The 12,120-nt window shown below is 65.8% G+C and carries 14 protein-coding genes; 6 read left to right on the top strand and 8 right to left on the bottom strand.

All coding sequences use genetic code 11. The annotated features are described in order from the left end of the window. Positions 1-3 precede the first annotated feature (3 nt). From motB to fliE, 8 genes are all read right to left on the bottom strand, one after another. Positions 4-984, bottom strand: coding sequence for a flagellar motor protein MotB (gene motB, locus MXC11_RS04035; RefSeq protein ID WP_250005699.1), 981 nt, complete (start codon positions 982-984; stop codon positions 4-6). Then, positions 984-1,853, bottom strand: a complete 870-nt coding sequence (gene motA, locus MXC11_RS04030) for a flagellar motor stator protein MotA (RefSeq protein ID WP_250005697.1) — start codon at positions 1,851-1,853, stop codon at positions 984-986. The genes motB and motA overlap by 1 nt, the downstream gene beginning before the upstream one ends. 281 nt (positions 1,854-2,134) lie before the next feature. After that, positions 2,135-2,428, bottom strand: coding sequence for an EscU/YscU/HrcU family type III secretion system export apparatus switch protein (locus MXC11_RS04025; protein WP_250005694.1), 294 nt, complete (start codon positions 2,426-2,428; stop codon positions 2,135-2,137). Next, complete coding sequence (locus MXC11_RS04020) at positions 2,425-3,558, bottom strand: flagellar hook-length control protein FliK (RefSeq protein WP_250005692.1); 1,134 nt, start codon at positions 3,556-3,558, stop codon at positions 2,425-2,427. Before MXC11_RS04020 ends, MXC11_RS04025 begins: the two co-directional genes overlap by 4 nt. Continuing rightward, complete coding sequence (fliT, locus tag MXC11_RS04015) at positions 3,555-3,932, bottom strand: flagellar protein FliT (protein ID WP_250005691.1); 378 nt, start codon at positions 3,930-3,932, stop codon at positions 3,555-3,557. The genes MXC11_RS04020 and fliT overlap by 4 nt, the downstream gene beginning before the upstream one ends. Before the next feature lie 3 nt (positions 3,933-3,935). Further along, the gene (gene fliS / locus MXC11_RS04010; protein WP_250005688.1) at positions 3,936-4,334 is read right to left on the bottom strand and encodes a flagellar export chaperone FliS; all 399 of its coding nucleotides are present in this window, start codon (positions 4,332-4,334) and stop codon (positions 3,936-3,938) included. Between the two features lie 30 nt (positions 4,335-4,364). Then, positions 4,365-5,744 carry a flagellar filament capping protein FliD gene (gene fliD, locus MXC11_RS04005; RefSeq protein WP_250005686.1) on the bottom strand — a complete coding sequence of 460 codons (1,380 nt, stop codon included), beginning with the start codon at positions 5,742-5,744 and terminating at the stop codon, positions 4,365-4,367. Positions 5,745-5,877: 133 nt separating this feature from the next. Then, a complete protein-coding gene (gene fliE, locus MXC11_RS04000) occupies positions 5,878-6,207 on the bottom strand; it encodes a flagellar hook-basal body complex protein FliE (RefSeq protein ID WP_250005684.1) in 330 nt (109 codons plus the stop codon). 298 nt (positions 6,208-6,505) lie between these two features. Between fliE and fliF the strand changes: the two genes are divergently transcribed. The 6 genes from fliF to MXC11_RS03970 form a co-directional block, all read left to right on the top strand. Further along, positions 6,506-8,308: a flagellar basal-body MS-ring/collar protein FliF gene (fliF, locus tag MXC11_RS03995; RefSeq protein WP_250005682.1), complete on the top strand. Its 1,803-nt coding sequence runs from the start codon at positions 6,506-6,508 to the stop codon at positions 8,306-8,308. Further along, positions 8,301-9,296, top strand: coding sequence for a flagellar motor switch protein FliG (fliG, locus tag MXC11_RS03990; RefSeq protein ID WP_250005680.1), 996 nt, complete (start codon positions 8,301-8,303; stop codon positions 9,294-9,296). The genes fliF and fliG overlap by 8 nt, the downstream gene beginning before the upstream one ends. Beyond that, on the top strand, positions 9,289-10,026 hold the full coding sequence (gene fliH / locus MXC11_RS03985) for a flagellar assembly protein FliH (RefSeq protein ID WP_250005679.1): 738 nt from the start codon (positions 9,289-9,291) through the stop codon (positions 10,024-10,026). The genes fliG and fliH overlap by 8 nt, the downstream gene beginning before the upstream one ends. Then, positions 10,023-11,408: a flagellar protein export ATPase FliI gene (gene fliI, locus MXC11_RS03980; RefSeq protein WP_250005677.1), complete on the top strand. Its 1,386-nt coding sequence runs from the start codon at positions 10,023-10,025 to the stop codon at positions 11,406-11,408. Before fliH ends, fliI begins: the two co-directional genes overlap by 4 nt. A gap of 29 nt (positions 11,409-11,437) precedes the next feature. Further along, positions 11,438-11,911, top strand: a complete 474-nt coding sequence (gene fliJ, locus MXC11_RS03975; protein WP_250005675.1) for a flagellar export protein FliJ — start codon at positions 11,438-11,440, stop codon at positions 11,909-11,911. A 9-nt stretch (positions 11,912-11,920) separates the two neighbouring features. Next, the coding region (locus tag MXC11_RS03970; RefSeq protein ID WP_250005672.1) for a hypothetical protein at positions 11,921-12,120 on the top strand (200 nt) is incomplete at its 3' end.

Here is a 12,120-nt window from a genome sequence, read left to right as displayed (position 1 = left end):
GGGTTAACGCGCGTTGCCCGGCACGGCGGGTATCGAGATACCCGGCGCACTGTTGACCGGCGCAATGACCGACGGCGCGGCCGGCGCGCTCGCCTCGTTGGCAGAAGGTATAGCCGATGCAGGCGCCGCGGATTGCTTCAGATCAGTTTCCCGCGGATTGAGGATCGCCTCGGCCACCCGGTTATTGAGCACGACCACGGTGATGCGCCGGTTGCGTGCATCTGAGGGCTCCGCCCCCTCCAGCACCAGACGGTCAGCCATGCCAGATACCCGCAGCAACTTGTTGGGGTCCAGGCCGCCGGCGATCAGCTCACGGCGCGAGGCACCGGCACGATCCGCCGACAGCTCCCAGTTGCTGTACCCGGACTCGCCACCAGCGTAGGGCACGCTGTCGGTGTGGCCACTGATCTGGATGCTGTTGGGCAGCTCATTGAGCATCGGCGCTAGGGTGCGCAGCAGGCTGCGCATGTAGGGCGCCACCCGCTCGCTGCCGCGCTCGAACATCGGGCGCTGCTCGGTATCCACCAGCTGGATGCGCAAGCCCTCCTGAGTCGCCTCAATGAGGATCTGCTCACGCAGATCACTCAGCAGCGGGTCATTGCTGATCACCGCCTCGATGCGCTCCTCAAGATCGGACATCCGCTCGCGCTCCTCAGCCAGGAGCTGCTGCTCGCGCGGGTCGATGCGGTCACGCTCCCCTTCGGAGAAGCTGGCATCCGGGCCACCGCCCGGAATCACGCTGGTGCTGGCGGTGTTGCGATCGCCACCGGCCATCGCCACCACCAGCGGCGTGCGGAAGTACTCCGCCACCGCCTGCTTCTGCTCGGGGCTGGAAGAGGACAGCACCCAGAGCACCAGAAACAGTGCCATCAGTGCGGTCATGAAGTCGGCAAAGGCAATCTTCCAGGCGCCGCCGTGGTGGCCATGCACCACCTTCTTGCGCCGGACAATGATGATTGGCCGGTGTTCGTCACCCCCTGCCATCAGCTGGCGCCTCCCGACTTGCTGTTACGCACATGCTCCTCAAGCTCGGCCGCGCCAGGGCGCTCGGCACTGTGCAGCGCCTTGCGGCCGAACTCCACGGCCAGCTGCGGGGCATAACCGTTGAGGCTGGCCAGCAGGGTGACACGCATGCACTGCAGCACCTTCATCGCCTCGGCAACCTGGCGGTCGATCCGGTTGGCCAGCGGGGTGATGAAGCCATAGGCCAGCAGAATACCGACAAAGGTACCGACCAGGGCGTGAGCAATCATCTGCCCCATCACATCCGGCGAGGCGTCGGCGGCGGTCAGTGCCTTCACCACCCCCATCACCGCCGCGACGATACCGAAGGCCGGCAGGGCGTCACTGACCTTGGTCAGGGCATCGGAAGGCAGGTGCGATTCGTGCTCGAACTCCTCGATTTCGTGAAGCATCAGCTCGTCGAGTTCGTGGGCATTCATGTTGCCGCTGATCATCAGACGCAGGTAGTCGGTGAGGAAGTTGAGGATCATCGAGTCAGCCAGAAGGCGCGGATAATCCTTGAACAGCGGACTTTCTGCGGGGTTTTCGACATCCTTCTCGATCGACAGCATGCCCTCGCGCCGCGCCTTGGACAGCACGGTGTAGAGCAGCGCCATCAGGTCCATGTACAGCGCCTTGTTGTACTTGAGGGTGTACTTGAGACGCGGGGTGACCTTGAGGGTGGCCTTCATGACCTTGCCGTTGTTGGCGGCAATGAAGGTGCCGATAGCCGCCCCGCCGATCATCAGGAACTCGGTGGGCTGATAGAGCGGTCCAAGGCTGCCGCCAGACAGCACGAAGCCGCCGAAGACCGACAGGATGAGAACGACGAATCCGATGGCGATGAGCACGGTGGGCAAATCCTTGATGGGCGCTGGCAGGTCAGCAGCGCATTCTCAAACAGTGAATGATGGCAGTCTGGGCAAAGACACCGCTCCGCCCGGCCTGCGGACCGCCCCTGCAGCCGGCCCCTGTCCGGCATAACGGTCTTCACATCCCCCGGCATCACCCTAGGCGATACCGACAGAGCACGCAAAACGCCCCCTGCACCCTCTCAGCATATCGTGTTCGTCGACGGCGCACAGCGCTCGGATGGGAAACATTGCAGGGAAAACAGCGCGGTGCGCGCCCTTCAGCGCGGCGCCTGCTCGCGCTCGAGATTGTAGGCCCAGACCAGCAACTCAGCGACCACCTGATAGAGCTGCGGTGGAATATGTGCATCCAGATCGACCTGCATCAGCAGATTGACCAGCTCCGGGGAGCCATGCACCGGAATGTCATACTGGCGCGCCTCGGCGATGATCCGCTCGGCCACCGCACCATAACCCTTGGCGACCACCCGGGGCGCGACATCGCCCTCGGCATAGGACAGCGCCAGCGCCTGCTGACGGCGATGGGCCGGGGTCTTGTCATCCTTGGGGCTCACAGGGGGCGCTCCTCGCGACTGTCGATGGCCTGCAGCTCGACCTCGGCGAACCCGTAGTCCAGCAGGCGCTCACGCAGCTGCGCCCGATCCACGGCAAAGCGCTCCAGCAGTGCCAGCGAATCACTGCCCAGCGCCATCGACAGTTGCTCGCCCTTCCAGCGCGCCGCCACACTCAGCTCCCCCAGCCGCTCGAAGCGTACCGAAAACTGCACCTGCCATTCCGGCGTGCTGCCCGCCTCCTCACCATCCTGCGCGGAGGCCTCCTGGCGTGCGTCATCCTCATCGACCCGCTCCAGTAGCAGGCTCATGAAGGTGCCCGGCCAGATCGCCCCTTCCCAGCGCAGCGAAGGGGTTACCAGCAGCTCCAGCTGATGGCGAATCAGACCGTGCAGGGATTCGCGGATACTGGCTGGATCCTGCGGCAACACCGGAGCGCGCGCCCCTTCATCGCCCGCCTCGAGCGGCACTGCGCCGCTGCGCGCCAACAGCTGCACGGCCCGATCCAGCAGCCCTCCTACCAGCGCAGGCGCGGGTTGCCCGACGCCAGCAGGATTTGCCGAGGCCGCAACCTCAGCGCTCCCCGGGCGGGCCGTTGCCGACTCAGGACGCGCGGCCAGCAGCCAGGCCTGCGGCTCGCGCTGCAGCAGCGGCAAGGGCAGTTCGCCCCGCTGCCAGCGCGCCAGATGGGCCTCATAGAACAGCCCGCTGCTGCTGATGCTCTGCTGCAGCTGATTTGCCAGCTTCGGGGTGTCCAGGGAGGGCAGCTCCCCCGGCATGAGCAGCGGGGCCGCGGGTTTCAGTACAGATGGCTGCCCAGAGTAGCCGCTCAGCACATCGGCAATCAGCCGGGCCGCGGGGCTCAGGGTGGTGGTTGCCGACGGTGGCAGCGCAGGTGCTTTGGCGGCCCGCCCACCTGCCGCAGGCTGACCATCAAGGATCGGCACCGGCGCTTGCGGACGCGCCTGCAGGGCGGAAGGTTCGAGGCGAGAATCACTCTGCAGGGCGCGAACGGCCTCTGCAGGCAGGAGTGGGGTGACCGGCTGGTTCAGCGGTTTGCTCAGCGGCAGATCGACCCGCTTGCCCAGCACCTGATGCAGCAGGGTGTCGAGCAGCGGCGTGATGCCACTCACACCGACCCTTTACCGGTACGGGCGGCCGCTTCGTAGGCGGCGGCGCCTTCACCGGGGCGCAGGTCGCTACCGGCACGCTGGCGCGCTTGGCCAGCCAGTTCGGCCAGCTCGTCACGCCGGGCGCTGAGCCGCTGGCGCAGCTCATCGTCCAGCGTGCGGATCTGCGTCAGTAATGCATGCAGGGCTTGTTGCTGCTGAGGATCTCGGCGGGCAGCCGCGTCACAGGCACGCAGCTGCTCGACATCGACCCACGCTTCATCATTGGCCAGACTCAGCAGCTCAGACCAGTCCCCCGCCCGCGCCAGCGCCAGCAGGCGCTGGGATTGCGCCAGCAGGCGCTGATAGGGATCAAGATCATGGTCTGCTGGCGACATGGCTCAGGCTCCTTCGCCTGCCGCCTGCGGAGCGATCTCGCGCCAGGCCGAGGCGATGTTTTCCAGCAGCCCTTCCACTTCGTCGAGCAGCTGCGGCTCGTTGCGCAGGTTGGCATTGAGCAGCTGGGTCACCATGCGGTCATAGAGCTGCTCGAGCCCCTGAGCCACTTCGCCACCCTGCTCCATGTCCAGCGCCGCCCACAGGCCGTTCTGGATGATATCGACCGCCTTGGAAATGGCCTCGCATTTCTCGGTGACATTGCCGCATTCCATGTGCAGGCGAGCCAGACGAACGGAAGTCAGCGCACCGTCGAACAGCATGACGATCAGCTTGTGGGGCGATGCGGACATCACGCCGGTCTGTACGCCCATCTTTGCGTAAACATTTGCGTCATTGCTCATAGAAGGGGTCTTCCTCGTTTGAATGAATGTTTATTCGCGGCCCAGCTGTGCGTTGAGCGCATCGAATTGCTGAGACACGTACGTGCTGGTCGCGTTCATGTTGGCAATCAGCGAATCCAGCTGGGCGAACTGGCTGCGGTAGCGCTCCACCACCTGCTCGATGCCAGACTCCATACGAGCATAGCGCTCATCCAGCCCCTTGTTGCGGGTTTTCAGCCCCTCGACCGAGCGATTGAGCGCGCTGTTGCTGTCCAGCAGGCTGGTCAGGGTGCTGCCGAGCTTGCCAGCAAAGCCGTCGGTGCTGGACACACTGCTGGTGCCGGCGAAGAAGGTCGAAAGATCGGTGATATTGCCGCTCAGCGCCGCATCCAGACGCTCGGGCTTCTCGAGCTTGAGCTTGCCATCGAGCTGCAGGCTGATCCCCAGATCAGACAACCCCTTGTAGGCGCCCTCCTCGCTCAGCCCGGCCAGCGCCGAGCGCAGCTGGCTCTGCACGCCACGCAGGGCGGCATCGCCGAGCAGCTCACCGGCCACGCGGGTTTCAGCGTTATAGGAGGTCAGGCTGGACATGGTGCCGACCAGCGTGTTGTAGGCTTCGATGAAGTTATTGACCGCACCCTTCATCGTGGAAGTGTCGCGACTGATGGTCAGGGTCTGCTGCTCGCCGACGGCCGAGGCCGTCAGGGTGATGCCTTCCAGTGAGTCCTCGAAGGTATTGCTCTGGCTGGTCAGGGTGATACCGTTGACGGTGAGCTCGGCATCTTGTGCCTCAACGGTTTGCTCCAGGTCCAAAAACAAGGAATTCAGCTGGCCACCACTACCGCTGCTGGCCTCAGTAAAGGTCACGTCGAGCGTTGAAGCAGTGCCTGTCTGATCCGACGTCAGCACCAGACGGCTGCCGGTATCGGTGCCGGTATTGACGATACTGGCCGTGACACCCGCCTTCTCGGCATTGATCGCGTTGCGGATACCCTCAAGGCTGTTGTTGCTCTCATCCAGCGTGATCGACAGGCTGGAGTCGCCCGCCGTGATCGCCAGCGTGCCGGTACCGAGCGGCGCCGCCCTGTCATCAACGCCGCCCGTCGCCAAGCTCTGCGCCTGCGCCAGCTTATCCACCTTGACCTGATAGGTGCCCGGCGCTGCACTGCTGGTCGTCGCCACCGCCAGACCGCTGCCACTGAGCGTGCTGCTCATGCCCTCGAAGGTCTTGGGATCGTTCAGGCGCCCTACCGCCGCTTGCAGGCTGGAAAGGCCGCCCTGCAGGCGCCCATAGGCGGAAATCTTGCTCTGGTTGGCGGCTTTCTGCTGGGTCAGCGGCTGCAGCTTGAGGCGCTCGGCGCTATCCAGCTGGTTGAGCAGTCCCGAGAGATCAAGGCCTGAGCCGACGCCAAGGGAAGTGATGGCTGCCATGGATTGCGCTCCTCGATTCGCTGCGCCGACACGGGGATGAACGATCGTGCGGCCTGTAACAATATAGATACCATCGGCGGGCCGCGCGCCCAACTTTAGCGAAGCGCCCCTGACCGCCTGATGACCGGCCCGGTCAGACCTGCATGTTCATCACTTCTTTATAGGCACCGATCAGGCGGTTGCGGACCTGCATGCCCATCTGGAAGGCCACGCTGGCCTTCTGCATATCCACGATCACATCATTGAGGGCCACACGCGGATCGCCGGACTGAAAGGCCTCGGCCTGGGCGCTGGCCGTCTGCTGCAGACGGTTGATACGATGGACCGCCGATTGCAGCTCGCCGGCAAAACCACCCGCCAGCGCCGCATTCACAGCAGCCGGCTGAACCGCCTTGCTGCCGGCGGCTTGGGCGGCCATGATCTGCATCTGCTGCAGGGTGGACTGAATGGCTGGTGTGCTCATATGGGCGTACCCCCGAAAAGGATGAAACCAGGCGCGCAAGCAATCGACACGCTTGCGCGATAGAATACACGCTTACTACGCCAGTCTCTGCCGGAATACTGTCCGCCGATCGTCCGATCGTCCGCCCTTCCGCCGTCACTGATGCCCGATTGCATGACAGAGCCGCACACATGCCCGTTTCCTGCACCGCAGGCCCGCTATTACCGGGGGCGCCACCGCTGGCGCACCCTGCCGCTGACCGCAGCGCACGTCTGCCTGCCCGCTCGGCAGCCACCCTGCCCTGCTGCCGGAGGTTTGCTTGACTAACGGCACCCCAGGCCCGAACGAGGCCCTCACCCCGGCCGCGGAGCCTGCCAGCGGCGCGCAACGCCTGCTCGGCCAGCTGCGCAGCAACCCCATGCTGATGTTCATGATCGCCGGGGTGATCTCGCTGCTGATCGTCGCCGCCCTGCTGCTCTGGGCGCAGGCACCGGAATACCGGGTGATCTACTCGAACCTCAACGAGGCCGATGGCGGACGTATTGTCCGGGAGCTGGAGACCCGCGGCGTTCCCTACCAGCTGGGCAGTGGCGGGCAGACGCTGCTGGTCCCGGCCGAGCAGGTGCATGTGCTGCGCCTGCAACTGGCCGAGCAGGGCCTGCCGCAGGGCGGCAATGTCGGCTTCGAGCTGCTCGACAACCAGGCCTTTGGCGTCAGCCAGTTCGCCGAGCAGGTCAACTTCCAGCGCGGTCTGGAAGGCGAGCTGGCCCGCTCGATCGAATCCCTCGGCCCAGTGGCCCGCGCCCGGGTGCATCTGGCGATGGGCCGGCAGTCGGTGTTCGTGCGCGAGCGCGAGCCGGCCAGCGCTTCGGTGGTGCTGACCCTGCACAGCGGCCGTAATCTCGGCGAGAGCCAGGTCAATGGCATCGTGCACATGGTTTCCTCCAGCGTGCCGGGCCTGAGCGCTGATGCAGTGACCGTGGTCGATCAGGGCGGGCGCCTGCTGTCGCTGCCGCAGACCGCCAGCCGCGACCTGGACGGCACCCAGCTCACCTACATCGAAGAAGTCGAGCGCTCCTATCAGCGGCGCATCGAGAACATCTTGGTGCCGATCTTCGGCAAGGAAAACGTGCGCGCCCAAGTGGTCGCCCAGATCGACTTCTCCACCCGCGAGCAGACCGCCGAGCGCTTCGGCCCCAACCAGCCGCCTAACGAGGCGGCGGTGCGCAGCCAGCAGATTTCCGTCAACTACCTGGGTGGCGAGACGCCGCCCCGCGGTGTGCCGGGCGCGCTGACCAACACGCCGCCCAACCTGCCAGCACCTGCCGAAGGGCAGGCCGAGGCGAATGTTGGCGGCGCCGCACAGGCTCAGGGCGCGGAAGGCGAAGCCACCGCCATCGCCCCGGAGGTACAGGGCGCCGGCATTGCCCCGCCCAGCAGCCCGCCGTCGCTCAAGCGCGACCAGCTGATCAACTATGAAGTCGATCGCAGCATCGAGCATGTCCAGCATCAGCGCGGCAACATCCAGCGCCTGACCGCCGCCGTGGTTATCAACTACCGTGAGCGCATCAACGAGGAAGGCGAAGCGCTGCGCGAGCCGCTGGACGAGGCCGAGCTTGAGCGCATCAACCGTCTGGTCCGTCAGGCGATGGGCTTCTCGCCGACCCGTGGCGATGCCCTGGAAATCATCAACAGCCCGTTTGCCGAGCGTGATGGCGCAATCGAGGCCGTCGAGTGGTGGCAGACGCCGGAGTTCTTCCAGCTCGCCTCCAGCCTGTCGCGCTACCTGCTGGTGGCCTTCGTTGCCCTGCTGCTGTGGCTGATGGTGCTGCGCCCGATCAAGCGCCGTCATCAGGAAACCCTGGCCGCCGCCGCGGCTGCCGAAGCCGCTGCCCGCGAGGCCGCCGCCGCCGAGCTCGGCCTGCCGAGCCCCGGCGCCACCGGCGAGCCTGGCGAGCCCGGCACGCCCGAGGGCGAGGAAGCGCTGCAGCAACTGCGCAAGAAGCGGCGCAAGTCGTCGGTCTATGAGCAGAACCTGCAGACCGTGCGGGAAATGGCCAAGGAAGATCCACGCCTGGTCGCCATGATCGTCAAGACCTGGATGAGCAAACAAGATGATTGAGATGAGCCCGGTACGGCGCAGCGCCATCCTCATGCTGTGTCTGGACGAGGACAGCGCGGCGGAAGTCATCAAGTTCCTGCCGGCACGGGATGTCGAGGAGGTCAGTACCGAGATGGCCCGCCTGACGCAGATCTCCCACGACGAGATGCGCCAGGTGCTGGAGGACTTTCTCGATGAGACCGAGCAGTATGCGGCGATCAACATCCACTCCAGCGACCACATCCGCGCCGTGCTGACCAAGGCGCTGGGCAGCGAGCGCGCCGAGAGCCTGATCGAGGACATCCTCGAGACCAACAACGCCGGCGGCGGCATCGACAAGCTCAATCTGATGGAAGCCTCGACGGTCGCCGAGATGATCCGCGACGAGCACCCGCAGATCATCGCCACCATCCTCGTGCACCTGGAGCGCGGCCAGGCGGCCGACGTGCTGGAGCTATTCGATGAGCGCCTGCGCAACGACATCGTGCTGCGGATCGCCACCTTCAGCGGCGTGCAGCCGGTCGCGTTGCAGGAGCTGACCGAAGTGCTAGGCGGCATGCTCGACGGCCAGAACCTCAAGCGCAGCAAGATGGGCGGCGTGAGAACCGCGGCCGAGATCCTCAACCTGATGAACTCCACCCAGGAAGAGCTCGCCATCCAGAACGTGCGCGCCCACAGCGAGGATCTGGCGCAGAAGATCCTCGACGAGATGTTCCTGTTCGAGAATCTGCTGGAACTGGACAACCGCGCCATCCAGCTCATCCTCAAGGAAGTCGATACCAACTCGCTGGTCATTGCCCTCAAGGGGGCGCCGCCGGCGCTGCTGGAGAAGTTCCTGCAGAACATGTCCAGCCGTGCGGCCCAGCTGATGAAGGAAGACATGGAAGCGCGCGGCCCGATCCGCATCTCCCAGGTCGAGACCGAGCAGAAGGCCATCCTGCAGATCGTCCGTCGCCTGGCCGACAGCGGCGAGATCATGCTGGGCGGCGGGGACGATGCGTATGTCTGATCGCCACCGCCCGGGCGCCGGCGATCAGTGGCAGCGCTGGCAGATGGATGCCCTGGATCGCCCAGCCGGCTCGCCCAGCACCCCCGGCATCGATCGCCAGGCCCTGCAGCGCGAAGCGCAGCGTCAGCAGGCTTTTCGCCGCAATGCCGAACTCGAGGAATTGCGCAACGCCGCCCGCGAAGAAGCGCACCGGCAAGGCTTTGAGGCCGGCTTCAACGAAGGCCGCGCCCAGGGCTACTCTCAGGGGCTGGAGGAAGGCCGCCAGGCTGGCGAGCAAGCCCTGCAGCAGCAGGCCCGCGAGGTCCTGCTGCCCCTGCCGCAACTGGCCGAAGCGTTCAGCCAAGCGCTGGGCAGCCTTGATGAGCAGGTGAGCGAGCACCTGCTCGGCCTCGCGCTGATGGTTGGCCGGCACATGGCCGGCTGCGAGCTACAGAGCCGCCCCGAGCAGATCCTCGACATCATCAAGACCCTGCTGCACGCCGAACCGGCCCTGCAGGGCAAGCCCTGCCTGTGGCTGAATCCTGCCGATCTGGCCATGGTCCGCAGCCACCTGGATCACGAACTGCACGCCGCCGGCTGGGAGCTGCGCCCGGACGAGCAGATCAGCCGCGGCGGCTGTCGCGCCAGCAGCGCCAGCGGCGAGCTGGATGCGACCTGGGAAAGCCGCTGGGAGCAGCTGCTGACCCAGCTGCGCCATCACCTGCGGCCCAGCGATCCGGCCAGCCCATGAAGCAGACCGCCGACTATCACCGGCACTGGCAACAGACCTTGCAGAGCGTTGCCCAGCGGATCGACACCCTGCCGCTGTACCGGGGCAGCGGGCGTATCGTGCGGGCGGCCGGCATGGTGTTGGAGGCCACAGGCCTGCGCCTGCCGCTGGGTAGCGGCTGTCGCATTGAGCTGGCGCCCCCCGGGCATCTGCCGGAGGCGCTGCGCTTTGCCGAGGCCGAGGTGGTCGGCTTTGCCGGTGACCAGCTGTTCCTGATGCCGCTCGAGGAGCTCGGTGGCCTGCCCCCCGGCGCCCGGGTTCTGCCGCTGGGCAGCGGCCATGATCCGCTCAGCGCCCGGCGCTTCCCGCTCGGCGACAGCTTGCTGGGGCGAGTGGTCGATGGCAGCGGCGAGCCGCTTGACAGCGCCGGCCCGCTGCTGGAGGCCCGCTATGCCCCTCTCAGCACTCCGCCCATCAACCCGCTGAACCGGGCGCCGATCGACACCCAGATCGATGTCGGCATCCGCGCCATCAACGGCCTGCTCAGTGTCGGGCGCGGCCAGCGCATGGGCCTGTTCGCCGGCTCCGGCGTCGGTAAATCCGTGTTGCTCGGCATGATGGCCCGCTACACCAAGGCCGATGTGATCATCGTCGGCCTGATCGGGGAACGTGGCCGCGAGGTGCAGGATTTCATCGACAACATCCTCGGCGCCGAAGGTCTCAAGCGCTCGGTGGTGGTGGCGGCTCCCGCCGACACTTCCCCCCTCAAGCGCCTGCAGGGCGCCGCCTATGCCACTCGTCTGGCCGAGGATTTCCGTGATCGTGGCCAGAATGTACTGTTGATCATGGATTCGCTGACCCGCTATGCCATGGCCCAGCGCGAGATTGCCCTGGCCATCGGCGAACCGCCAGCCACCAAGGGTTACCCGCCCTCGGTGTTTGCCAAGCTGCCGCGCCTGGTGGAGAAGACCGGCAATGGCCCGCGCGGCGGCGGCTCGGTCACCGCGTTCTACACCGTGCTCAGCGAGGGCGACGACCAGCAGGACCCGATCGCCGATGCGGCACGGGCGATTCTCGACGGCCACATCGTGCTGTCGCGCAGCCTGGCCGAGAGCGGCCACTACCCGGCCATTGATGTGGAGGCCTCGATCAGCCGGGCGATGTCGTCGATCGTCAGCGAAAAACAGCAGCGCAAGGCGCAACAACTGAAACGGGTGTTGTCCAAATATCAACGCAACCGTGACCTGATCAGCGTGGGCGCCTACGCCGCCGGGCACGATGCCCAGCTCGATCATGCGGTGGCGCTGTATCCTCAGGTCGAGCGCTTCTTGCAGCAGCGAGTGCAGGAGCGGGCGGGACTGGAAGAAACCTGGCAGGCGCTTGATGCGCTGATTTCCGGCTGACGGCCGGGCACCTCACGAGCGGATTTTCGATGGCAAAAACCTCGGCACTCGATACGCTGATTGGCCTGGCCCGCGAAGCCGTAGACCAGGCTGCCCGCCTGCTGGCCAGCGAACGCACCACCCAGCAGCAGGTACAGCAGCAGTTGAAGATGCTGGATGAATATCGCCTGGAGTATGCGCGGCGCATGCAGGAGGCTATGTGTCAGGGCATTGATCCGGCCAGCCTCGCCAACTACCGGCAGTTTCTCGCCTCGCTGGATCAGGCCATCACCCGGGCCCGTCAGACGCTGCTCACCCAGCAGCAGAAGGTCGAAAACAGCCAGCGCGCCTGGCAGGCCCAGCACCGCACGCTCAATGCGTACTGCACTTTGTCCGAACGCCGCCAGCAGGCGGAAACCCTGCGTGCCAATCGCCGCGAACAGCGCGATACTGATGAGGTCAGCAGCCGCTCGCGAACGGATGCCGCTCTGTCGAACTCCTCGATTCTCGATCGCCGTGCATAAAGAGGCGCCATGAACATCACTGCCCTGCCCATTCCTGCCGCTCCCGCCGAGGCTGCCTCCCCGGCAGCGGCCACCCAGATCCCGGCCGGCAGTGGCGACTTCGCCCGCGACCTGGCCAGCGCCCGTGCGCGCGTGCCTGCCAGTGACACGCCAGCGCCTCGGCGTGATTCTGCTGACGAAACTGATGTGAGCGTAGAGGACGACGAAGT

Source organism: Pseudomonas eutrophicaquae (genome assembly GCF_023544715.1).
Lineage (GTDB): Bacteria > Pseudomonadota > Gammaproteobacteria > Pseudomonadales > Pseudomonadaceae > Geopseudomonas.
Note: the sequence above shows the minus strand (reverse complement) of the source record. Positions and strands in the feature narration are given on the sequence as shown.

Bases quoted from the DNA above. Each gene is read 5' to 3' on its own strand.
- fliI (WP_250005677.1), top strand. From the start codon at position 10,023: ATGAAGCAGACCGCCGACTATCACCGGCACTGGCAACAGACCTTGCAG.
- fliG (WP_250005680.1), top strand. From the start codon at position 8,301: ATGATTGAGATGAGCCCGGTACGGCGCAGCGCCATCCTCATGCTGTGT.
- fliD (WP_250005686.1), bottom strand. From the start codon at position 5,744: ATGGCAGCCATCACTTCCCTTGGCGTCGGCTCAGGCCTTGATCTCTCG.
- fliH (WP_250005679.1), top strand. From the start codon at position 9,289: ATGTCTGATCGCCACCGCCCGGGCGCCGGCGATCAGTGGCAGCGCTGG.
- motB (WP_250005699.1), bottom strand. From the start codon at position 984: ATGGCAGGGGGTGACGAACACCGGCCAATCATCATTGTCCGGCGCAAG.
- fliE (WP_250005684.1), bottom strand. From the start codon at position 6,207: ATGAGCACACCAGCCATTCAGTCCACCCTGCAGCAGATGCAGATCATG.
- fliJ (WP_250005675.1), top strand. From the start codon at position 11,438: ATGGCAAAAACCTCGGCACTCGATACGCTGATTGGCCTGGCCCGCGAA.
- fliS (WP_250005688.1), bottom strand. From the start codon at position 4,334: ATGAGCAATGACGCAAATGTTTACGCAAAGATGGGCGTACAGACCGGC.
- fliT (WP_250005691.1), bottom strand. From the start codon at position 3,932: ATGTCGCCAGCAGACCATGATCTTGATCCCTATCAGCGCCTGCTGGCG.